This is a genomic window from Serratia sp. (in: enterobacteria), from assembly GCF_051654945.1.
Classification (GTDB): domain Bacteria; phylum Pseudomonadota; class Gammaproteobacteria; order Enterobacterales; family Enterobacteriaceae; genus Chania.
On record NZ_JBOFZA010000037.1, the window covers coordinates 149200 to 170860 of the forward strand.

21 protein-coding genes are annotated in these 21661 nt (G+C 56.1%); 13 read left to right on the forward strand and 8 right to left on the reverse strand.

The features are described 5' to 3' along the window. Positions 1-94: 94 nt before the first annotated feature. The 4 genes from hslO to ACRDCA_RS04305 all read right to left on the reverse strand — a co-directional run bounded on the left by hslO (position 95) and on the right by ACRDCA_RS04305 (position 4300). A complete protein-coding gene (hslO, locus tag ACRDCA_RS04290) occupies positions 95-973 on the reverse strand; it encodes an Hsp33 family molecular chaperone HslO (RefSeq protein ID WP_025122395.1) in 879 nt (292 codons plus the stop codon). Between the two features lie 25 nt (positions 974-998). Beyond that, positions 999-1406, reverse strand: coding sequence for a ribosome-associated heat shock protein Hsp15 (gene hslR, locus ACRDCA_RS04295; protein WP_438688437.1), 408 nt, complete (start codon positions 1404-1406; stop codon positions 999-1001). Beyond that, positions 1403-2083, reverse strand: a complete 681-nt coding sequence (yrfG, locus tag ACRDCA_RS04300; RefSeq protein WP_438688438.1) for a GMP/IMP nucleotidase — start codon at positions 2081-2083, stop codon at positions 1403-1405. Before yrfG ends, hslR begins: the two co-directional genes overlap by 4 nt. 84 nt (positions 2084-2167) lie before the next feature. Further along, positions 2168-4300, reverse strand: a complete 2133-nt coding sequence (locus ACRDCA_RS04305; RefSeq protein ID WP_438688439.1) for an intracellular growth attenuator family protein — start codon at positions 4298-4300, stop codon at positions 2168-2170. A gap of 448 nt (positions 4301-4748) precedes the next feature. Here ACRDCA_RS04305 and nudE point away from each other — a divergent pair, with 448 nt between their 5' ends. Beyond that, positions 4749-5303 carry an ADP compounds hydrolase NudE gene (gene nudE / locus ACRDCA_RS04310; RefSeq protein WP_025122391.1) on the forward strand — a complete coding sequence of 185 codons (555 nt, stop codon included), beginning with the start codon at positions 4749-4751 and terminating at the stop codon, positions 5301-5303. A gap of 55 nt (positions 5304-5358) precedes the next feature. Here the strand turns inward: nudE and mrcA are convergent, their stop codons facing one another. Then, positions 5359-7917: a peptidoglycan glycosyltransferase/peptidoglycan DD-transpeptidase MrcA gene (gene mrcA, locus ACRDCA_RS04315; protein WP_438688440.1), complete on the reverse strand. Its 2559-nt coding sequence runs from the start codon at positions 7915-7917 to the stop codon at positions 5359-5361. Between the two features lie 120 nt (positions 7918-8037). Here mrcA and pilM point away from each other — a divergent pair, with 120 nt between their 5' ends. From pilM to trpS, 12 genes are all read left to right on the forward strand, one after another. Then, positions 8038-8880 carry a type IV pilus biogenesis protein PilM gene (pilM, locus tag ACRDCA_RS04320; RefSeq protein WP_438688441.1) on the forward strand — a complete coding sequence of 281 codons (843 nt, stop codon included), beginning with the start codon at positions 8038-8040 and terminating at the stop codon, positions 8878-8880. Then, a complete protein-coding gene (locus tag ACRDCA_RS04325) occupies positions 8880-9416 on the forward strand; it encodes a PilN domain-containing protein (protein ID WP_438688442.1) in 537 nt (178 codons plus the stop codon). Before pilM ends, ACRDCA_RS04325 begins: the two co-directional genes overlap by 1 nt. Beyond that, positions 9409-9918, forward strand: coding sequence for a hypothetical protein (locus ACRDCA_RS04330; RefSeq protein ID WP_438688443.1), 510 nt, complete (start codon positions 9409-9411; stop codon positions 9916-9918). The genes ACRDCA_RS04325 and ACRDCA_RS04330 overlap by 8 nt, the downstream gene beginning before the upstream one ends. Next, positions 9911-10270, forward strand: a complete 360-nt coding sequence (locus ACRDCA_RS04335) for a hypothetical protein (RefSeq protein WP_438688444.1) — start codon at positions 9911-9913, stop codon at positions 10268-10270. Before ACRDCA_RS04330 ends, ACRDCA_RS04335 begins: the two co-directional genes overlap by 8 nt. Continuing rightward, the gene (gene hofQ, locus ACRDCA_RS04340; RefSeq protein ID WP_438688445.1) at positions 10267-11514 is read left to right on the forward strand and encodes a DNA uptake porin HofQ; all 1248 of its coding nucleotides are present in this window, start codon (positions 10267-10269) and stop codon (positions 11512-11514) included. Before ACRDCA_RS04335 ends, hofQ begins: the two co-directional genes overlap by 4 nt. A gap of 534 nt (positions 11515-12048) precedes the next feature. Further along, the gene (aroK, locus tag ACRDCA_RS04345; RefSeq protein ID WP_005271698.1) at positions 12049-12570 is read left to right on the forward strand and encodes a shikimate kinase AroK; all 522 of its coding nucleotides are present in this window, start codon (positions 12049-12051) and stop codon (positions 12568-12570) included. 94 nt (positions 12571-12664) lie between these two features. After that, on the forward strand, positions 12665-13762 hold the full coding sequence (aroB, locus tag ACRDCA_RS04350) for a 3-dehydroquinate synthase (protein WP_438688446.1): 1098 nt from the start codon (positions 12665-12667) through the stop codon (positions 13760-13762). A 289-nt stretch (positions 13763-14051) separates the two neighbouring features. Further along, positions 14052-15050, forward strand: coding sequence for an SPOR domain-containing protein (locus ACRDCA_RS04355; RefSeq protein ID WP_438688447.1), 999 nt, complete (start codon positions 14052-14054; stop codon positions 15048-15050). 84 nt (positions 15051-15134) lie between these two features. Beyond that, a complete protein-coding gene (dam, locus tag ACRDCA_RS04360; protein WP_438688448.1) occupies positions 15135-15953 on the forward strand; it encodes an adenine-specific DNA-methyltransferase in 819 nt (272 codons plus the stop codon). 30 nt (positions 15954-15983) lie between these two features. After that, a complete protein-coding gene (rpe, locus tag ACRDCA_RS04365; protein ID WP_438688449.1) occupies positions 15984-16661 on the forward strand; it encodes a ribulose-phosphate 3-epimerase in 678 nt (225 codons plus the stop codon). Further along, positions 16654-17352, forward strand: coding sequence for a phosphoglycolate phosphatase (locus ACRDCA_RS04370; protein ID WP_438688450.1), 699 nt, complete (start codon positions 16654-16656; stop codon positions 17350-17352). Before rpe ends, ACRDCA_RS04370 begins: the two co-directional genes overlap by 8 nt. A 2-nt stretch (positions 17353-17354) precedes the next feature. Beyond that, positions 17355-18359 (forward strand): tryptophan--tRNA ligase, encoded by a 1005-nt coding sequence (trpS, locus tag ACRDCA_RS04375; RefSeq protein ID WP_059199463.1) that lies wholly within the window; start codon positions 17355-17357, stop codon positions 18357-18359. 185 nt (positions 18360-18544) lie between these two features. On the opposite strand, the gene ACRDCA_RS04380 is transcribed toward trpS, so the two are convergent. From ACRDCA_RS04380 to nirC, 3 genes are all read right to left on the reverse strand, one after another. Then, the gene (locus ACRDCA_RS04380; RefSeq protein ID WP_438688451.1) at positions 18545-19054 is read right to left on the reverse strand and encodes an NlpC/P60 family protein; all 510 of its coding nucleotides are present in this window, start codon (positions 19052-19054) and stop codon (positions 18545-18547) included. 259 nt (positions 19055-19313) lie between these two features. Beyond that, positions 19314-20717, reverse strand: a complete 1404-nt coding sequence (gene cysG, locus ACRDCA_RS04385) for a siroheme synthase CysG (protein ID WP_438688452.1) — start codon at positions 20715-20717, stop codon at positions 19314-19316. A gap of 53 nt (positions 20718-20770) precedes the next feature. Further along, positions 20771-21571 carry a nitrite transporter NirC gene (gene nirC, locus ACRDCA_RS04390; RefSeq protein ID WP_438688453.1) on the reverse strand — a complete coding sequence of 267 codons (801 nt, stop codon included), beginning with the start codon at positions 21569-21571 and terminating at the stop codon, positions 20771-20773. Between the last annotated feature and the right edge of the window lie 90 nt (positions 21572-21661).

The window sequence follows — 21661 nt, forward strand, 5'->3', positions numbered from 1 at the left end:
CGTTATGAGATGTAGACCACGGAATAAAGCAAGCGTGCAAACGGCGGAGGCTGACGTGCGTCACAACTCGACGCACGTCACAGTGCGGTATTGATTAGTGCAGCTGGGTGTTGCCGTCGGCATTGCCGCTGTGGAGGGCGGCGATGTCCAGCGAGTCGAATACATAATGATTACCACAGTAATCACAGTGCATATCGATGTTGCCATCCTGTGCCAGCATATCGGCCACTTCTTCCGCTGGCAGCGTGATCAGGGCATCGGCACAGCGCTGGCGCGAACAGGTGCAGCGGAAAATCACATCCTGCGGCTCGTACAGCGTGACCTCTTCCTGATGGTAAAGGCGATACAGCACTTCGTTAGCCGGCAGGGTGAACAGCTCCTGATCCTTGATGGTGGCGGTCAATTGCACCAGATGATCGAAATCATCGGCGTTGCCATCCTGAGCTGGCAGCACCTGCAACAGCATGCCAGCGGCCGCTGGTTTGCCTTCGGCTTCGCCAGTTCGGATAAACAGGCGCGTTGGCAACTGTTCGGACTGACGGAAATACCCTTCCAGACACTCGGCCAGCGTTTCGCCTTCCAGACCTACCACGCCCTGATAGCGTTCACCTTCAGATGGGGTGATGGTGATCACCATAATGCCGTTACCCAGCATCTGGTGCAGAGTGCTATCGGCCGCAATTTCGCTTTCTACACGGGCTACGCCACGCATTTCCTGGCGATTGTTGCCGTTGATTACCGCCAGCTTCAGCGGGCCGTCACCTTGCACCTGAACGGTAATGTCACCGTCGAACTTCAACGTGGCGGTCAGCAGGCTGGTGGCGACCAACAGCTCGCCCAGCAGCTTTTGCACCGGGGCCGGATAGTCATGGTTGGTCAGGATGTGCTGATGAGTTTCGCTGACGGTAACCAGCTCACCGCGCACCGCGTAGTTTTCAAACAGGTAACGGTGCAATTGGTCATGGTTGGACATAGTTTTCTCTCTGTGCAGCGAGGGATTATTCCTGCTCGCCAAATTTAAATTTAATCAAATCGCGCCGCTCTTTCTTGTCCGGACGACGGTCCGGATGCGGCATGGTCAGCGCATTCATCTTGCGTGCCAACGCTACTTTCTCGCGGTTGGCAATGCTGGCCTCGGTTTCCTGATACATCAGCTGCGCCTCGTCGGCACCGCGCCGCTGGCTGTTGAGGGATAGCACGATCACCGTGCGCTCGTCATTTCCCTGCCGCAGCTTGATTTCGGCATTGATCTCAACGGCTTTGCTCGGCTTGCCGCGCTGCCCGTTGTAATGCACCTTGCCGCCGTCGATCATGTCGCGGGCCAGCGCGCGGGTTTTATAAAATCGGGCGGCCCATAGCCATTTATCCAGGCGGACGGCCTCATCCGGTGTTGCTTTGGCTTTCATTGCTCCCTCCGCTCCAACGCCGGTATCAACTGGCGGTAGTCGTTCATTGACGGATAACGCTGGAAAGTTTTACTCGCCATGCTGGAATCCGGGTTCTGGACGCCAAGGCAGTAGCGGATGCCAAACTTGCGGGCGGCATCCAGAATGGGTTCACCATCATCCACAAACAGCGTGCGCTGCGGGTCAAAACCGGTTTGCTGCTGTACGGCCTGCCACAGACGCTGATCTTCCTTCGGATAACCAAATGTGTGGGTGGAAAGTAATAAATCAAGGTGTCGATCCAAACCCGTGTGCTCAACCTTCACCGCCAGACTGTGTGGATGCGCGTTGGTCAGCAGGATGGTGCGCTGCCCGGCATCGCGTAGTGCCTGCAAAAACGGCTGGGTATCTTCACGTAGCCGGGCGCGGTTACCGACTTCGCTGGTCATCTGGTAGATATCCAGATCCAGCCGTTCGCACCAGTAATCGAAGCAGTACCAGTTCATGGTGTGCTGCACGGCCAGGTATTCGTCGTTAATGATTTTGCTGGCCACGTCGAAAGGGATCGAGCGCTGTTCACTCAGTGCCTGTGGCACCAGCTTGAGCCAAAAGTGGCTGTCGAATTCCAGATCCAGCAGGGTGCCATCCATATCCAGCAGTACGGTATCAATATCGTGCCAGTCAAACTCGGGAACCATGTAAAAACTCCATAGCTGGGGCCGTGGCAGCCCACAGATGATAAAACATACAGAGCCTAGTATAAGCGGTTGGCAGGATGGAGGCTACGCCGTCGGGCGTATGGATAGCGGAGTGAGCTGTGGATTGAAGCAGCTCTCGTAGTAGCGCTGGATGTCGGCGAGGCGATGTTGGTTTTTGCGTCTGCGTTGCACCAACTGCCAGGCGTTGTAACCCAGCACGACGACCAACACCAGCAACAGCAGGCTGGTGCCAAGATAGCGCCACAGGGTCACGATATCCGGTTCACTATGCAGGGCGATATGCCGGGTGCCGTTGGCATCGACAAAGATATTGGTGATCACCCCGTTGGCTTTGAACGGCGTATGCAGCAACAGGCTGCTAAGGCGTTGCAGCTCGTTCCATTGGTCAAGTGCGTTGTATTCGTTCAGCGATTGGCTGGGCAGGGGATAGTCCACCAACTGCTTGCCTTCGTCGCTGGTGATCAGGAAACCGCCCGGCGGTGGGCTGTTGAGGCTAGCCGCCGCTTGGCGGGTTTCCCGCATTACGAAGGCTGACGTAGCCGCGTTGCTCAGGTTTTCCAGCGATTCGGCGCTGACCGGCCGCAGCAGGACGTTAACGCCTTCCAGCGCCCCGGATTTGGCCCGTTTTACCAGGCTGGCCCAGTTTTTGACGTTACCCAGGTTGACCAACGCGTTCTTCAAGCGCACACAGTCGGCCTGCGTACCACACAGATCCTGCGTTTTCAACACGATATCTGCAAAGTCATCCAGCAGGATCATGCCTGATTTTTCAATTGCACTGGCCAACTGCGGATTTACTTTCTGCTCGGCACCGCTTGGGTGCAACTGCCGGTTAATGGTGGCCATCAGCGCGGCGGCCTTGTCGATCACTTCCGACTCGGGCTGGGGGAGCGGGGTGGCCGTATTCCAGTAGACCCCCGAACAGTCGAAAGGCATAAAACCAGGCGCGCTGGTGCTGTTATTACCCGCAGGGACGTAGCACATCCCATTGCCCTGAATTTTCAGCCTATCGCCGATATGCAGCGGGATGGCCTCCAGTGCCTGAACGCTGGTGACTTCCGTTTTCTGCGCGCCCTGCAGCCACGCTGTGCTGAGTTTAGCCGGCAGGCTGAGCGGAATGTAGATTAGCAGTAACAACAGCACCACGAGCGAGCTGGCCGCCAACACGGCGTTCTTGCCCCACTGTTGCAAGGGGAAGTTCTTCACTTCGTCATGCAGGGAAAGATAGTGCCCCTGGCGTACCACCTGCCGGTTGAGGTAGATATCCACATTGGTGGTTTTCCCCAGATCCGCGCTCAGGTAAGGCAGCCAGTGCGGGGGATAGATCAGATCGATAATCCCCAGCGAGATATTATTGATTTGCCCTTGATTGGACTCGCCGAATAGCCCCCAGCGCTTTGGCGTACCGCGCAGGCAGTGCACCTCTTTCAGCTCTTTTTCGGTCGGGCGGCGCAGCAGTTGCCAGCAACCCCAGGCAATCATCAGCACCGCCACCAGAATAATCCAGGGGATCACCACCACCGGGCTGATCAGGCTGAAGAACAGCAGCAGCAGGGCAATCGAGATGAGGGCGGCTTCTTTGACGCCGTTCGGCCGGTTGAGCGCATGTTCTTCGCGCGTTTCCTGGCGAATGTTCACCAGCTCTATATGTTCGCTTTCTTCCTTGCGGATAGAGGCGTTGCGGGTTGGGGCTGCACTAACAACCGGCGAAGGAGGGCTGTCGTGGACATGATCCAGCAGCGAATGGCCGTTGAGGGAGATCACCAACGGCAGCGTTTGGGTCTTGATCACTTCGACGTGGTTATCGGCGCTGATGTACTGTTCCCAGAACGGCGGAAGATGAACCTCCTCCGAGTCGAGATAGTAGCGCCAGTTATTGGGTTCATCGCTGGCCAGGCCATAGCGGGTGATGGCATGGGTGATCGGGTAGACGTTATCGCTTTGGGCGGTCAGCGCCAGCCTGACAGAAGGCAGCGAAGAGGAGCCTGGCAACAGCTTGTTGCCCAGACGGTTCTGTTGGTTGAGGTAATATTCAATTGCTGCCCGCTCTTGAGGGGTCAGCTTGCGGTGGGTAGGTTTAACGAACGGCAGGATACCTGCCAAGGCTGGCCGGGAGCGGAGTTTAAACCACAAATAGAGGCCAGCAGCGATCAGGCAGGCAAGCGCTAAGGCCAATATCAACGCTATTGTGCTCATGCTATTCTCATCCTACGCCCATGAAACCGCCAGTCTTAACCGCAAAGCCAAACATTATACGGAGTTAACCGCCCAGAGATAGAATGACTCGCCGTTAAATTGTTATCCGGCTCTCATTCAGGGTTATCGTCGGGCTTTCACCGTACGTTTTGTTACCTGTGTGAGCATAGCAATCCGGATCCTGGCTGGATATCGGGTTTATCCTATTTGCCGATGCGCTTTTATGCCAACGGGAGGGTGACTGGCCAGGTTTGTTAAAAAAAAGTAAATTACAGGCTAAGCTCGTTGCGGTAAGGGTTCCCATTAACGCACAATGTGATCAAGATCGAGTTTAGCCAGCGGATGATCGCCAAGCTGTCTGGCACAACGCGCATATTATTATCCTGGTTATTTGCCTGAGGACGCTGATTATTCAGTGCATTAGGTGGTTAACCTAGTTGAGGCAATCATGGATAAACACCTGCAAAAACCTAAAATTCTGAAAGTCGAAACGGTCGCGCGTTCGCGTTTATTTAACGTTGAGTCGGTCGATCTGGAGTTCAGTAACGGTGTACGGCGGGTCTATGAGCGTATGCGCCCTTCGGAACGCGAAGCGGTGATGATTGTGCCGGTGATCGGGGATGATTTGCTGTTGATCCGTGAATATGCGGTCGGTACCGAGTCCTATGAGCTGGGGTTCCCCAAAGGGCTGATCGATCCTGGTGAAGGGGTGTTGGAAGCGGCTAACCGCGAACTGATGGAAGAAGTCGGCTTCGGGGCCAGGCGTTTCGACTTTCTCAGCAAGCTGACGATGGCGCCTTCCTACTTTTCCAGCCAGATGAATATCGTGTTGGCGCACGATCTCTATGCGCAAAGCCTGGAAGGGGACGAGCCAGAACCGCTGCCACAGGTACGTTGGCCGATAGCCAACATGATGGCGCTGCTGGCGGAACCGGACTTCCGTGAGGCGCGTAACGTCAGCGCACTGTTCCTGACAGAAGCGTTTCTGCGGGGTTCACGCTAACGGCCTGGCCGTTCGAGATATAAAAATGGCCAGATTGCTCTGGCCATTGTCGTTTTTAGAACAGTTCGTGGCTTTCGCCACCCGGGTCTGTCAGGGTGGTTCCAGCATCGTGTACCGAGTATTCCGTAGGCTGAGTGCCTTCAATGAAGTACTCGGAACGGCTACCCCCGCCCCCATTGGACAGTTTGCCGGTGCTCTTGTCGATGGTGACGCTGACAATCCCCGGCGGTGGTGTGACTTTCTGCTCTGGAATGCCTTCCAATGCCACTTTCATAAAGTCATCCCAAGCCGGTTGGGCACTCTTCGCACCGCCTTCACCGCCGGAAATCTGATCCGGAATGGCACCTGAAGCGCTGGCTCGGCCAAGGTTACGGCGGTGATCGTCGAAACCGATCCACACCGATGTCACCGTCTCTGGGCCATAGCCAGAGAACCAGGCATCTTTCGAACTGTTGGTGGTGCCGGTTTTGCCACCGATATCATGGCGTTTCAGATCGCGGCCCGCTCGCCAGCCCGTCCCCATCCAACCCGGTTCGCCGAAGATATTGGAGTTCAGCGCATCGCGCATCAGGAACGACAGCGGGGTACTGATCACATGTGGCGCATATTGCTGATCGTTATCCTGCTGTACCTGCGCCGGGGTGACCTGCTCAAGCTGTGGCATTGGCACGTTGGCATTGTTGCCTTCCTGCGATACCGCCACGTTCTCAACGTTATCGTCGGAAAGCATGGCTGCGCGATGCGTATCGCCGTAGATCACCGGCAGGTTGCAGCTTTCACAGACCACTTTCGGTTTGGCTTCGAACACCGTCTGGCCGGTATAGTCTTCAATCTTGGTGATGAAGTAAGGGTCGATCAGATAGCCGCCGTTGGCCAATACCGCATAGCCTCGGGCCACCTGCATCGGGGTGAACGAAGCCGAACCCAACGCCAGCGATTCCGAATGCACAATGTTTTGTGCCGGGAAGCCAAAGCGTTGCAGATATTCGGCGGCATAGTCCACGCCCATGGCACGCATGGCACGCACCATTACCACGTTCTTCGATTGGCCAAGACCTTGGCGCAGCCGGATAGGGCCGTCATAGGTTGGCGGTGAGTTTTTTGGCCGCCAGTCGGTACCGGCACCGGCATCCCAACGGGTAATCGGCAGATCGTTGAGGATAGTGGCCAGCGTCAGGCCTTTATCCATCGCTGCGGTGTACAGGAAAGGTTTGATGTTGGAACCTGCCTGACGCAGCGCCTGGGTGGCGCGGTTGAACTTGCTCTGGTTGAAGTCGAAGCCACCGACCAACGCCTTGACGGCACCGGTGTTAGGATCGAGCGACACCAGCGCCGAGTTCACGTCCGGTACCTGTGACAGCCACCAGTTCTCGTTAACCTTGCGTACCCAAATCTGCTGGCCTGGCTGCACCACGTCGGTGACGCGCTTCGGCGTGGAGCCTTGCAGCGTATCGCTCTTGAACGGGCGTGCCCAGCGCATACCGGACATAGGTAGCGCAATACGGCTGCCATCGGACAGCATGGCGGTAGCCTGTTCGGCATCCGCCTGGAGGATCACCGCAGGCGACAGCGGGCCATAGGTCGGCAGGTTCTTCAGGGAATCGACGATCTGCTTCTGATCCCAGGCTGGTTCACCCACTTTCCACAGCACGTTTGACGGGCCACGATAGCCGTGGCGCATGTCGTAGTTGAGAATGTTGTTACGTACCGCCTCCTGCGCACCCTGTTGCAGCCGCTTGGTGATGGTGGTGTAGACCTTGTAACCGTCGGTATAGGCGTTTTCACCGTACTGCTTGATCATCTCCTGACGCGCCAGCTCTGAAAGATAAGGAGCGGAGAAGCTGATTTCCGGTGCATGGTAATTGGCGACCAGAGGCTCACTGCGGGCCTGATCGTACTGCGCCTGGGTGATGTAGCGCTCATCCAGCATCCGCGATAGCACCACATTACGACGCGCTACGGAGCGATCGTGGGAGTACAGCGGGTTAAAGGTGGATGGAGCCTTGGGTAACCCGGCAATGGTCGCCATCTCACTCAGCGTCAGTTGGCTGACCTCTTTGCCAAAATAGACGTGCGCGGCGGCACCCACGCCATAAGCGCGGTAACCCAGATAGATTTTGTTCAGATACAGCTCAAGAATTTCGTCTTTGGTCAGCATCTGTTCAATGCGGATTGCCAGGAAGACTTCCTTGATTTTGCGCATCAAGGTGCGTTCCGGGCTCAAGAAGAAGTTTCTGGCCAACTGCTGGGTAATGGTACTGGCCCCCTGCGAGGCATGGCCGGAAACCAGCGCGACCGACGCAGCACGGAAGATACCAACGGGATCGACCCCGTGATGCTCATAGAAACGGCTGTCCTCCGTGGCGATGAAGGCATGCACCATCACCGGCGGAATTTGGTCCAGCTTGAGAGGAATACGGCGTTTTTCACCATATTGGGCGATCAGTTCGCCCTCAGCGCTGTAAACCTGCATCGGGATTTGTAGCCGCACGTCTTTCAGCGTTGCGACATCGGGCAGCTGTGGCTCGACGTATTTGTACAAGCCAAAAATCGAAGCTGCTCCCAGCACGATGCAAAACACTGCAAGGATTAAAAGATACTTTACGAACTTCACCTGAGATTTCCCATTTCATGTCAATTGGGCAGTTTATAAACAACCGCGCGGTAGTATAAAGGCAAGCCTGCAACATGGATATGTTCTTTTGTTATCTGAGGGTCAGGAGGCGGGTGAAAAATGTTTTCTCAAACGTGGCAGGTGGGGTTGGATATCCAGGGTCACTGCATCAGAGCGCTGGCCGCACAGCGGCGTCGCAACGGGTGGCAATTACGCCACTGGTGGCAGCAGGCTTTGCCAGATTCGGCACTGCGTGAGGGATATCTGGAAAGTTCTGAAACGCTGGTGGCGGTGCTCAAGCAGTGGCGGAACCGGTTACCAAGACATATTTCCTTACGCATTGCTTTACCCGCGCAGCGGGTTCTACAGCAGACGTTGCCCCTGCCGGATCTCCGTTTGCAGGAACCGGTTCGTCATGACTACATCACCACTCAGGGCCTGAAACAGTTCCCGCTGGACAGCCAGACGCTGGCCATGGATTACCGTCAGGCGCAGCCCAATACCCATCAATTGCTGCTCACCGCAGCCCGCCAACAGGAACTGCAACAATGGCTGCACTGTTTGCAACTGGCGGATCTTTACCCCCAGGTGATCGACATCGCGCCCAATGCGCTCAGTATGATGGCGGCGTTTGCTGGCCTGGCGGCCGATGCCGGGCTGCTGCATCGCCTGGAGTCGGAATGGTTATGGGTAGCACCGCGAGCGATGCCCTTTACCTATGGCGTTCTGCCTGTGGGGGAGGCCGCCAGCGTCAAGCAGGCGTTGGCGGCCATGCGTTCCGCCAGCCCTCTCTTGGGGGCTAAAGAGGTGTATTACAGCAGCGTACTGGACGAAGCCTCGCCGGAAGGGACCATGCCGTGGTCCCCGTTCACGGCTTTCAGCCGCTTATACCCGCCGTTGCCCGCTCAGCCGATGGCGTTTGTGCTGGCTGGCGGGTTGGCGCTGCGCCGTGAGGATTCCTGATGTATCAAGTCAATTTGCTACCTTGGCGCCTCAGACGGCAGCGGCAACGCTACACCTTCTGGCTACGCTGCTTCGTTGCTCAGTTGCTGTTGGTACTGGCGTTACTGGTGGCAGTTTACGGTTTGCTGCGCTACCAACAGGCTCGGCAACACGCTTTACTACAGAGCCTGACGCAGCAACACAGCGAACTGGCGGGGCGCATTCAGCAGACGCAGCAACTGATGGCCGAAGTGGCGCGTTTGGCTGCAGAAGATGCTCGTTACCAGCACAATCGCACGCAGAACCTGCGTTATCTGTCGCTATTGCAGCAACTCTCGCTAACGCTGCCTGACACGTTGTGGCTCACCGGGTTTGAAGAAAACGCCAAGGGGATTTTGTTACGGGGGCAAGGTGGGCCGTATGTGGCGATTGTCACCTTTGAACGGCGGCTGGCCGCGCTGCCTTTGTTGCAGGGTTGCCATCTGGTTGAAGTCACGCAGAGCAAGGAGAACGGGCTGGCGTTCACGCTCGCGGCACGTTGGAGGCAAGATGGATAAACCTCTGGCAGATTGGCTGATACCTTGGCTCGCCAGGCCAGGCTGGCAACTGCTGGCGGCACAATGGCTGGTATTAACCGGGGTTGGGCTGTTGGCCAGCAGCGGGTTGATCGCTGGGGAATGGCAGCAGTGGGAAAGGTTGGATGAACAACGTCAGCAGTTGGAGCTCCAGATTGCAGAGCGTCAGCAGCAGTTGAGCCGGTTGCCGCCGCTGGTCGATCTGGAACAGCGTTTGGGGCAGCGGGCGTTGAACGATCTTGTGGAAACAACGGATCTCGGTAGCCATCTCTATCAACTTGGGGGGCGGCTGCTGCGTTTGCAACAGCAGGATAAGCCAGCCCGGCAAACGATCGGCTTGCAGCTGGATTTTGGCGGTTTACTGCGCTTGCTGGAGGAGTTGCCCGCCACCCGCAGGATCGGGCAAATGAAAATCGAGAGGCAGCCCGAAGGGCTAATCACCCAATTGACGCTTGTGAGCTCAGCCGAGGTGGTGGATGAGTAAGGCGTGGTGGTTTTTGCTGCTGTTTTCGGCCCCGCTGTGGGCCGGGCAGTATCGCGATCCGTTCCAGCCGCCGTTGACGGCGGTCTGCGCCGATCCTGGCGTTTCACCTGCGGGGTGGCGGCTGAAAGGGGTTATCGGTACGCCAGATTTGCGCTATGGCTGGGTGATTACTCCGCAGGGGCAGTGGTTGGGGTTGTTACCCCGGCAACGGGTGCTGGATGACGATTGGCAAGTGATGCAGATCCTGCCCCGTCAGCTCGAGCTTGCTGAGCAGGAGAGGGCAGAGGCATGCCAGCCACGTGCGCGCCATGTGGTACTGACGTTGGGTAACAAACCTAAGGAAAGGCAATGAAGGGATATCAGTGGCTGTTGGTGGGGTGGTTGGCCCTGCCTTGGACGGTGATGGCGAGCGTGCAGCAGGAAAAGCCGGTGTCGCTGGCGTTCCATGATACCCCGGTCAGCCTGATCTTACAGGCGCTGGCGGAGTATCAAGACCTGAACCTGGTTGCTGCCGAGGGCGTCGATACCAACCTGACGCTACGGCTGGACAATGTCCCCTGGCAGCAGGCGTTGGCGGTAGTGTTACGCATGGGCAAGCTGACGATGACGCTGGAGGGTAACGTGATGATGGTTTTGCCGTTGCCGGATGAGCAGGAACTGCTTCGTCGGCAGCGGGCGTTGGCGCAACAGGAGCCATTGCATAACTTGACGATCACGCTGCAAAACGCGGAGGCTAGCGAGATCGCGCAAAGCCTGGAGAGCCAACGGGGCAAATTATTGACCGAGCGTGGCAGCGTAGTGGTGGATAAGCGTACCAATGCGTTACTGCTGCGTGACACCAGGCAGGCACTGGCTCAGTTGAAAACCTGGGTAACCGAGATGGATACCCCGCTGGAACAGGTACAGTTGGCTGCCCATATTGTCACCATCAGCAGCGAGAACCTGCGGGAGCTTGGTGTGCGTTGGGGGCTGGCGGCAGAAGAACGGCCAGCCAAAACGCTGCGGATAGACAATTTCAACGTTGGCCTGCCAGTGGAGAACAGCGCCATAACGGGCGGTTTTCACCTGGCTCGTATCAGCGGGCGCATTCTGGATCTGGAGCTGTCGGCGCTGGAACAGGAAAATCAGGTGGAGATTATCGCCAGCCCACGCCTGCTGACCGCTCATCTGCAAACCGCCAGCATCAAGCAGGGCACGGAAATCCCCTACGAAGTATCGAGTGGCTCCAGCGGGGCGACCTCAATCGAGTTCAAGGACGCGGTGCTGGGCATGGAAGTGACGCCAAAGATATTGCCTAACGGCCGTATCACCCTGACGTTGCAGATCAGCCAGAATATGCCGGGGCGTTCGATCAAACAGGGCGAAGGAGAGGCGCTGGCGATCGACAAACAGGAGATTAAAACCCAGGTGACGGTGAAGGATGGGGAAACCATCGTCTTGGGGGGCATTTTTCAGCGTCAGAGCACCCAGGCGGCCGAGAAAGTCCCGGGGGTGGGCGACGTTCCCTTGCTGGGAACATTGTTCAAACGCAGCAGTAAACAGCACAAAAGGCGCGAACTGGTGATTTTCATCACCCCGACGCTGATCAAGGTTTGAATAACCCGAGGGACGACAACGTGGCTAAATGAGGAAAACCGACAAAAGTTGCAGTTAATCTGTCAGATCACGACATCCCGCCAGGTTTTCAGATAAACTCCACGCGAAGATCTCGCTGCAATGCTCGGTTCATGGGGTATCAGTGCCAAATCCTAGCCGTTGAAAACGTTTAAAAGTTGGCAAGCAAATGCACTTTTTTTCGCGTCTTACAGGCATCTGAGTTTGACGCTGCGGCAGATTTAGCTTACAAGGGTTACCGAATTGAGCACCGAGGTTTTTTTGTTAATGCGATACCCGTCGTCTTCCAGGCTGAAACCTGGGATCCACAGGGTATAAGACGCCGTTAAAAACGTATGGTTTCCCTCCTGCGGCGTGGATAGTGATTTATTCGGTTGCCAAACTACCAAGAGTGTTGAGATAATTTTTCGTCTGATCTCGCACTATCGCTCATGAGGTTTCAGTTTAGGTCCCGCCGCTAATTTGATTGGCGGGGCGGGTTATCATTAACGAATTGTCTTAGTAATACCGAAAAACATGGCAGAGAAACGCAATATCTTTCTGGTTGGGCCTATGGGTGCCGGCAAAAGCACTATTGGCCGTCAGTTAGCTCAGCAACTCAATATGGAGTTTTTCGACTCCGATCAAGAAATTGAGCGACGTACCGGAGCTGACGTGGGCTGGGTATTCGACGTGGAAGGGGAAGAAGGTTTCCGCGATCGTGAAGAAAAAGTCATTAATGAACTGACGGAAAAGCAAGGGATTGTGCTGGCTACCGGCGGGGGCTCGGTTAAGTCGCGTGAAACGCGTAACCGCCTGTCGGCGCGTGGTGTCGTGGTCTATTTGGAAACCACTATCGAGAAGCAGTTGGCCCGTACTCAGCGCGACAAGAAGCGTCCGCTGCTACAGGTAGACTCTCCTCCGCGTGAGGTGCTGGAAGCGCTGGCTCGAGAGCGTAATCCGTTGTACGAAGAAATTGCAGATGTCACTATCCGCACCGACGATCAAAGCGCTAAAGTGGTTGCCAACCAGATTATCAACATGCTGGAAAGTAACTGATAGCGGTTTCCGTGTTGGCCACGGGCAAATGCGGAAATTCTGATTGTGTTCCCCGCGTTGGCGGGGATAAACCACACCGAGAACTGAGCGCGACATGGAGAGAATTACCGTAACGCTTGGGGAGCGTAGCTACCCGATTACCATAGCCGCCGGATTGTTTGACGATCCGGCTTCTTTTATGCCGCTCAAGGCGGGTGAACAGGTGATGCTGGTCACCAACCAGACTTTGGCACCGTTGTATCTGGAGCGAATCCGAACGGTACTGGAGCAGGGCGGCGTAGTGGTGGATCAGGTGATACTTCCTGATGGCGAACAGTATAAATCTCTGGCCGTACTCGAGCAGGTGTTCTCGGCGCTGCTGGAAAAGCCACACGGTCGCGACACCACGCTCATCGCCCTCGGCGGTGGCGTGGTTGGCGATCTGACCGGCTTTGCCGCGGCGTGCTATCAACGCGGTGTGCGTTTTATCCAGGTTCCTACCACGCTGCTCTCGCAGGTGGATTCCTCCGTTGGCGGCAAAACCGCCGTCAATCATCCGCTCGGTAAAAACATGATCGGCGCCTTCTACCAACCGGCATCGGTGGTAGTAGATTTGAACTGCCTGCGTACTTTACCGGCGCGTGAACTCTCCTCTGGTCTGGCGGAAGTAATCAAGTACGGGATCATTCTCGATAGTGATTTCTTCGTCTGGCTGGAAAATAATATTGATGCGCTGGTTGCGTTGGATATGGACGCGTTAGCGTACTGCATCCGCCGCTGTTGCGAATTGAAAGCCGAGGTGGTGGCCGCCGATGAACGTGAAAACGGTCTGCGGGCGTTGCTCAATCTGGGCCATACCTACGGCCACGCCATCGAAGCCGAAATGGGCTACGGTGTCTGGCTGCATGGTGAAGCCGTAGCGGCTGGCATGGTGATGGCGGCTGAAACCGCACGTCGTCTGGGCCAGTTCTCGGCTGACGATATCGAACGGATCAAGACGCTGCTACTGCGCGCCGGGTTGCCGGTTTGCGGGCCGCAGGAGATGACGCCTGAGTCCTATCTGCCACACATGCTGCGTGATAAAAAAGTGTTGGCAGGGGCGTTGCGTTTGGTATTGCCGACGCGCATTGGTGCAGCAGAGGTTCGTGGCGGTGTTGCCCATGAGCTGGTGCTGGCATCGATCGCCGACTGTTTGCCAACACAGCGCGCGTAACTCGGTTACACTCAATAGCGTTAACGTTTCGCCTGGTCGATATGCAGCCGTTACTCTGCTGCTATCAGGGCGGTACCTTGCCCGCCGGGCAATTCCATGGACGGCGTAATTTGGCGCAGGTCGGCAGTGCTTGAGCTTGCGGGCTACAACAGTAGCCTGGCTGCTGTTAGACTCTATAAATATTGTGCGCAGAGCGAGACAGACGTCGCTTTGCCATCATCGGGTTAATAGTCTCGAACCATGCCGGGTCCTGGATGGCGAGATTTTGCCTCTAGTTGGAGGGTTTCAGATGGATGAGTTTAAACCAGAAGACGATCTCAGGCCTGACACCAGCGATCGCCGTCCTTCGCGTTCACGTCGGCCAGCCGCAACTGGGCCGCGTTTTGCCGTTTCACGGCAGCATATGATGATTGGTATTGGCATTTTGGTGCTGTTACTGCTGATCATCGGCATCGGTTCGGCGCTTAAGGCCCCAACCAAGCATGAGGTTGCGCAGCAAGGGGCAACCCGTGACATCAATCTGTCGGGTTCGTCATCGCTGACGACCAGCAACAACGGCGTTGCGGGTGGGACTACCGATGCCAACGATAACAACGGCGTTAGCACCTCTCAGCCTCAGACGGTTAACGTTCCACCTATTTCCAGTACGCCGACTGAAGCGCAACCTTTAGCGCCACAGGGTGGTGCTGGTGAGCGTGTCGATCTGCCAGGTAACATGGCCGATGCCTTGTCATCTCAGCAAGGCCAGGTCGACGCTGCGGCCACGCAAAGTATCAATGCTCCGGTATCTGCCTTGCCAACCGCTCCGGCTACCGTGATGAACGGTGCTGCCGCACGTGACGCAGCACGCTCGACGGCGCATAACACCGCGGCGCAACCGCATAAAGCCGCTGCCAGCAAGCCAGCAGCAACGACGAAACCGGCAACATCGGCCAAACCTTCAGCGACCACCACCACGGTTTACACTCCACCTGCCAGCGGCAAGAGTGGCGCGGTGACCGGCAGCGCAGGTTCACTGAAAACCGCACCGGGTAGCCATTACACGCTGCAATTGAGCAGTGCTTCACGCTCCGATACGTTGAATGCCTTTGCCAAACAACAGAATTTGCCACACTACATGGTGTACGAGACCAAGCGTGATGGTAAACCCTGGTTTGTGTTAGTGAGCGGCAATTACGCTTCTTCGGCGGAAGCCAAACGTGCCATCGCAACGCTTCCGGCGGAAGTGCAGGCGAAAAAACCATGGGTCCGTCCTGTACAGCAAGTGCAGCAAGACCTGAAAAAATAATCATTAATTTTGTGCGCTGATGTGCTGTCTGAAGCAGAGTACATATCCGCCGCTCTGAATTGTAATAAGTAGCTAACTGACGGCATGAAGAAAAACCGCGCTTTTTTAAAATGGGCTGGTGGAAAATACCCGCTGATAGACGAGATCCGTCGTCATTTACCAGAGGGTGACTGCTTAATCGAACCCTTCGTGGGCGCGGGTTCAGTCTTCCTGAACACAGAGTATGAGGCTTATATTCTCGCCGATATCAACAGCGACCTTATCAGCCTGTATAACATCGTTAAGCTGCGTACGGATGACTTCGTACGCGACGCTCGCCTGCTTTTCACCGACGAGTTCAACAACTCGGATCAGTATTACCTGCTGCGTGAAGAGTTCAACACCACCACCGATGAGTATCGGCGTGCGCTGCTGTTTCTGTATCTGAACCGTCACTGTTATAACGGTCTGTGCCGCTATAACCTGAGTGGTGAGTTCAACGTGCCGTTTGGGCGCTACAAGAAACCCTACTTCCCGGAAGAAGAGCTGTATTGGTTTGCTGAAAAATCACGCAATGCCACTTTTGTCTGCGAGCACTATCACGATACCATGGTGAAGGCGACTCAGGGGGCCGTGGTGTATTGCGACCCGCCTTATGCCCCTCTGTCAGCAACGGCGAATTTTACCGCTTATCACACCAACAGCTTTAGCCTGGCCGATCAACAAGGGCTGGCACGCATTGCGCATCGGCTGTCGGTCGAAAGTCAGGTGCCGGTGTTGATTTCCAACCATGATACCGAGCTGACGCGTGACTGGTACCAGCATGCTTCGCTGCATGTGGTGAAGGCTCGCCGCACCATCAGCCGCAATATTTTAGGCCGTAGTAAAGTGAACGAACTGCTGGCGCTGTACAAAATAAGCTGAATAACTCGAACCCTACGTTTGGAGAAGCGGATGAAAAAGTTTTTGATTGCCCCGTCCATTCTGTCTGCAGATTTTGCCCGCCTGGGTGAAGATACTGCCAAGGTGTTGGCCGACGGTGCCGATGTGGTGCATTTTGACGTGATGGATAACCACTACGTGCCTAATCTGACGATTGGGCCGATGGTGTGCGAAGCTTTGCGCAAGTACGGCATTACCGCACCGATTGACGTCCATCTGATGGTAAAACCGGTCGATCGTATCGTGCCGGACTTTGCCAAGGCTGGGGCAACCTATATCTCTTTCCATCCTGAAGCCTCCGAACACGTTGACCGTACCATCCAACTGATCAAAGAGAACGGCTGCAAGGCTGGCCTGGTGTTTAACCCAGCGACCCCGTTGAGCTATCTCGATTACGTGATGGACAAGATCGACGTGATCCTGCTGATGTCGGTCAACCCCGGTTTTGGCGGCCAATCCTTTATCCACGGCACCTTAGACAAGCTGCGTCAGGTCCGCAAACTGATCGACGAAAGCGGCCGCGATATTCGCCTGGAAGTGGACGGCGGCGTGAAGGTCGACAACATTGCCGAGATCGCCGCAGCGGGCGCGGATATGTTCGTGGCAGGCTCGGCCATCTTTGGCAAGCCGGATTACCGCGCGGTGATCGACCAAATGCGCAGTGAGCTGGCAAAGGTGAGTCATGGCTGATTTTAGCGCTATCCGCGGCCTGGCCTTCGATCTTGACGGTACGCTGGTAGACAGCGCGCCAGGGTTGGCGGCAGCAATCGATCTGGCGTTGGCGGAAATGGGTTTACCGCAGGCCGGTGAGGCTCTGGTCTGCACCTGGATTGGTAACGGTGCCGATGTGCTGGTTCAGCGAGCGCTGCGCTGGGCTGAGGTAGAAGCCACGCCTGAGCAGTGCCTGCAAATGCGTCAACGTTTCGACCATTTCTATGCGCAAACCGTAGAGAGCGGCAGCCGCCTGTTCCCACAGGTGACAGAGACGCTGAGCCAGTTGGCCAAGCTTGGCTACCCGCTGGCGCTGGTCACCAACAAGCCGACCCCCTTTGTTGCCCCTTTGCTCGTGGCGCTCGGCATTAACGACTTTTTCTCGCTGATCATCGGCGGTGACGACGTGGTGGAGAAGAAACCCCACCCAGCACCGTTGTATCTGGTGTTCGGCAAGCTGGGCCTGCGGGCCAGTGAAGTGCTGTTCGTCGGGGATTCGCGCAATGATATCCAGGCGGCGCAGGCGGCAGGTTGCCCGAGCGTCGGCCTGACTTACGGATATAACTACGGTGAAGCGATCGCCCTGAGCCACCCCGACCGCGTGTTGGAGCGCTTCGCCGATTTGTTGCCCGCACTTGGGCTGTCATCTTTAGAAGATCGGGAAATTTAACTATGAGTAAGCCCATCGTTTTCAGCGGCGCGCAGCCGTCCGGTGAACTGACTATCGGCAACTACATGGGGGCGCTGCGCCAGTGGGTGCAGTTGCAGGACGAGTTTGATTGCATCTACTGCATCGTCGATCTGCATGCCATCACCGTGCGTCAGGATGCACAACAGCTGCGTAAGGCCACGCTGGATACGCTGGCGCTGTACCTGGCCTGTGGTATCGATCCAGAGAAAAGCACCATCTTCGTGCAGTCCCACGTGCCGGAACATACTCAACTGAGCTGGGTGCTGAACTGCTACACCTACTTCGGTGAACTGAGCCGCATGACCCAGTTCAAAGACAAGTCATCACGCTATGCGGAAAACATCAATGCCGGCCTGTTCAGCTATCCGGTACTGATGGCGGCGGACATCTTGCTGTACCAGACTAATCAGGTGCCGGTCGGTGAAGATCAGAAGCAGCATCTGGAACTGAGCCGTGACGTCGGCCAGCGCTTCAACGCGCTGTACGGTGACGTGTTCAAAGTGCCGGAGCCGTTTATTCCGAAATCCGGTGCACGCGTCATGTCACTGCAAGAGCCGACTAAAAAGATGTCCAAGTCGGATGATAACCGTAACAACGTGATTGGCCTGTTGGAAGATCCGAAAGCGGTGACCAAGAAGATCAAACGCGCGATGACCGATTCCCAGGATCCACCGGTGATCCGTTACGACATTGCCAATAAAGCAGGGGTTTCCAACCTGTTGGATATCCTTTCCGGCGTGACTGGCAAGAGCATCGCTCAGCTGGAAGCCGAGTTTGAAGGCCAGATGTATGGACACCTGAAGGGTGCCGTGGCAGAGGCTGTTTCGGGCATGCTGGTTGAGCTGCAAGAGCGCTATCACCGTTTCCGTAACGATGAGGCTCTTTTACAGCAGGTGATGCGTGATGGCGCGGCGAAAGCCCGTGCTCGTGCGCAGGAAACCTTGGCGAAAGTGTATGAAGCCGTCGGTTTTGTACCGCATCCGTAACGTAATGCCCCTCACCCTCTCCCAACAGGGAGAGGGGACTGTATGTGCTACAAATGATCTCCTGCACCTGAAAGCAGTTACGAACTAGCTCCCTTTCCCCAAACAACCATTCATGAGATCTCCGGTCTATATCCTGGAAGAGGGCTGTCTTAAATAGCTGATAAAGTGGGCGAAAATTGCGCAGGTTACACAATGACGCGGCGTGCGGTGGTGTAGCGTTTCTTCCAGTAGTCATTTTGCAGACTGGAAATCTTCACGCCCTGGCTGGTTGAAGCATGCACGAACTGTGTATCGCCGATGTAAACCCCCACATGACGCTCTGCGGGCGTCATTCGAAAGAACACCAGATCGCCAGGCCGGAGTTCAGCACGGGTTGTCCTCACGCCGTGGTTAATCTGATGGGCCGTGGTTCTGGGCAGGCGCTCATTGAGCGTATCTGCAAAGGCTGCATGATAGATTTCCTGCATCAGCGACGAACAGTCGATCCCCTTTTTCGATGCGCCACCCAGCTTGTATTTCACACCTTCCCACTGGGCGAATTCGGAAAGGATCCTGTCACGCATTTCCTTTTCATCCGGGATGGACGTTTTTTGGGTTACGGTGTTCCCGCCTTTGAAGGGGGCTGAAAATGCCGGGCTAGCCAGCAGGATCGTGAGGATAAGCAGGCTGTAAGTAGCGAAAGGTTTCAATGTCATAACAATAGTCGTGATTAAATAATGAACAGAAAAGAGGGTGAAAAATAACCACCTCACTTGAACAGATCAAGATCTAAATTGCTGCCTAAATGTTATGTAATTGTCAATTTCGCGGATTTATCATTACCTGTCAGTACGTTTTGTGACCATTTATGGTTAATCTGCTGGTCATTAACGGGGTTGTTGTTTAACTGGCGTTTAACTTCATCGCGCTGGATTAGCGCCCTCTCCAGAGGGAAAGGGCGGGATGAGGGGGGATCTATGCCATTTTACTGAGGTCTGCCGGTATTTCCCGGCTGGCAAACCAGTTCAGCTTGCTGCGCAGGCTGACGACGCTGCCAACGATAATCAGGCTCGGGCTGGCGGCTTGCCTGGCTAATTCGCCCAGTTGCGCCAGTTCGCCTTCAATTACCCGCTGGCGAGTTGAGGTCCCGTTCTCGACCAAGGCTACGGGCATTGAGGTGGCCATACCATGGGCGATTAACTGTTGTTGGATTTCTGCCGCCTGGGTTAATCCCATATAGAACACCAGCGTCTGCTGCTTGGCGGCCAGTTGCGCCCAATCCAGGTCACCATCGGCCTTGGCATGCCCTGTTACCAGACGCACGCTTTGCGCATGATCGCGGTGGGTGAGGGGAATGCCGCTGTAAGCCGAACAACCTGAAGCGGCAGTGATGCCTGGTACCACCGAGAAGGGAATATCTGCTTCTGCCAGCGTTTCCAACTCCTCGCCACCCCGGCCAAAGATGAAGGGATCGCCCCCTTTCAGCCTGACGACGCGCAGACCTCGTTTGGCCTGCTCCACCAGGATCTGATTGATTTGCTCCTGGGGAACGCAGTGGTGTCCGGCACGCTTGCCGACAAAGATACGCTCGGCATCGCGGCGCACCAGGGTCATGATTTCTTCAGAGACCAACCGGTCGTAAACGACCACGTCAGCCTGTTGGATCTGTTGCAGACCTTTCAACGTCAGTAAGCCGGCATCACCTGGCCCTGCGCCCACCAGCACGACTTCGCCCTGTTCTTCAGGGCGCTCGGCAAACAGCTGCTCGATTTGTTGTTCAGCCTGTGGGGTGTCACCGTTGGCCAGAGACTGCGCCAATCTGTCGTGCACGAACAGTTTTTCCCAGAAGCGGCGGCGAGCGCCGATACTGTCAAACCGCTGCTTCACCCGTTGGCGTAGACTTCCTGCCAACTGAGCCAGTTGACCAAGATGTTGCGGTAAAATAGCTTCCAGCTTTTCCCTTAGCAGGCGTGCCAGCACCGGGGCTTTGCCCCCGGAAGAAACGGCCACCATAATCGGTGAGCGATCGATAATCGAAGGCATGATAAAGCTGGCGCGTTTCGGGTCGTCCACCACGTTGCAGAACACCCGTTGTTGGTTGGCACACTGATAGACCAGCGCATTCACTTCCAGCCGATCGGTAGCGGCAATCACCAACCATTTTTCTGCCAGCAGGTCTGCTGAAAACTCGCCTTCGGCCAACGTCACCTGGCCCTGTTCGGCCCAGATAAGAAATTGCTCGCTGAATTGGAGCGAGTTGACGGTTAACTGCGCACCCGCTGCAAGCAGCAGGCGAGCCTTGCGTTCGGCGACTTCCCCGCCGCCCACCAGCAGGCAGGCTTTGTGTTGCAGTTGGCAGAAAATGGGTAAGTAATCCATCGGCAATCCTCGGGGAAGTGGCTAACGGGGGCGAACATTCACCCCCAAATTGATTATGCGGTCTGGCGTGCGGCGGCTTTTTCCACCTGCGGGCGCTGGGCGCGCGGCGTAGCATACCAGTAACCCAGGCCCATAAAGACGGCACCAGAAACCATGTTGCCCAGCGTCACCCACAGCAGGTTATGGCCGATACCGCTCAGGGTATAGGCTTCACTGTGATGACCAAACCAGGACAGGGCAAACAACGTCATGTTGGCTACCGAGTGCTCGTAACCGGAAGCGATAAACGCCAGCAAACACCACCAGATGGCGATGAACTTGGCCGCGCCTTCAACGCGTAACGCCATCCAGATCGCCAGGCAAACCAGCCAGTTACACAGCACGCCTTTGAAGAACAGCACTTCTGCCGGTGCGGTGGTTTTTGCCAGCGCCACGGTATGCACCAGGCTGGTGTCTATCGGCAGCAGGCTACCGCCGCCGTAGTAATACATCAGCGCCACCAGGACGGAGCCCAACAGATTACCCAACCAGGTCTGTGGCAGTACGGCCCACATCTGGCTCTGCCTGATAGTACCGGCCTTGACGCCCAGCATCAGAAACATGGTGTGCCCGGTGAACAGCTCTGAACCGGCGATGATCACCAGCGTCAGTGCGATACCGAAGGTGGCACCCATCACCAACGGGCGGATGGACGGATCCACCAGGTTGCCGAGGGTAAAGATCAGAATGATGCCAAGGCCGACGTAGGCCCCGGCCATGGCGGAACTGATCCAGAAGCCGAGCGGGCTCTCTTTGGCCAGCTTGACGATGCGGGCCGCATTGGCCGCGCATTTGTTGATGGTGTCGGTGAACATAGATTTCCCTGGAAATTAAAAATAAACAGTTTGCGTGTCATTAGGGGAGGCAGTTTAGCCAAAAGAAACGCCCTCACCCTAACCCTCTCC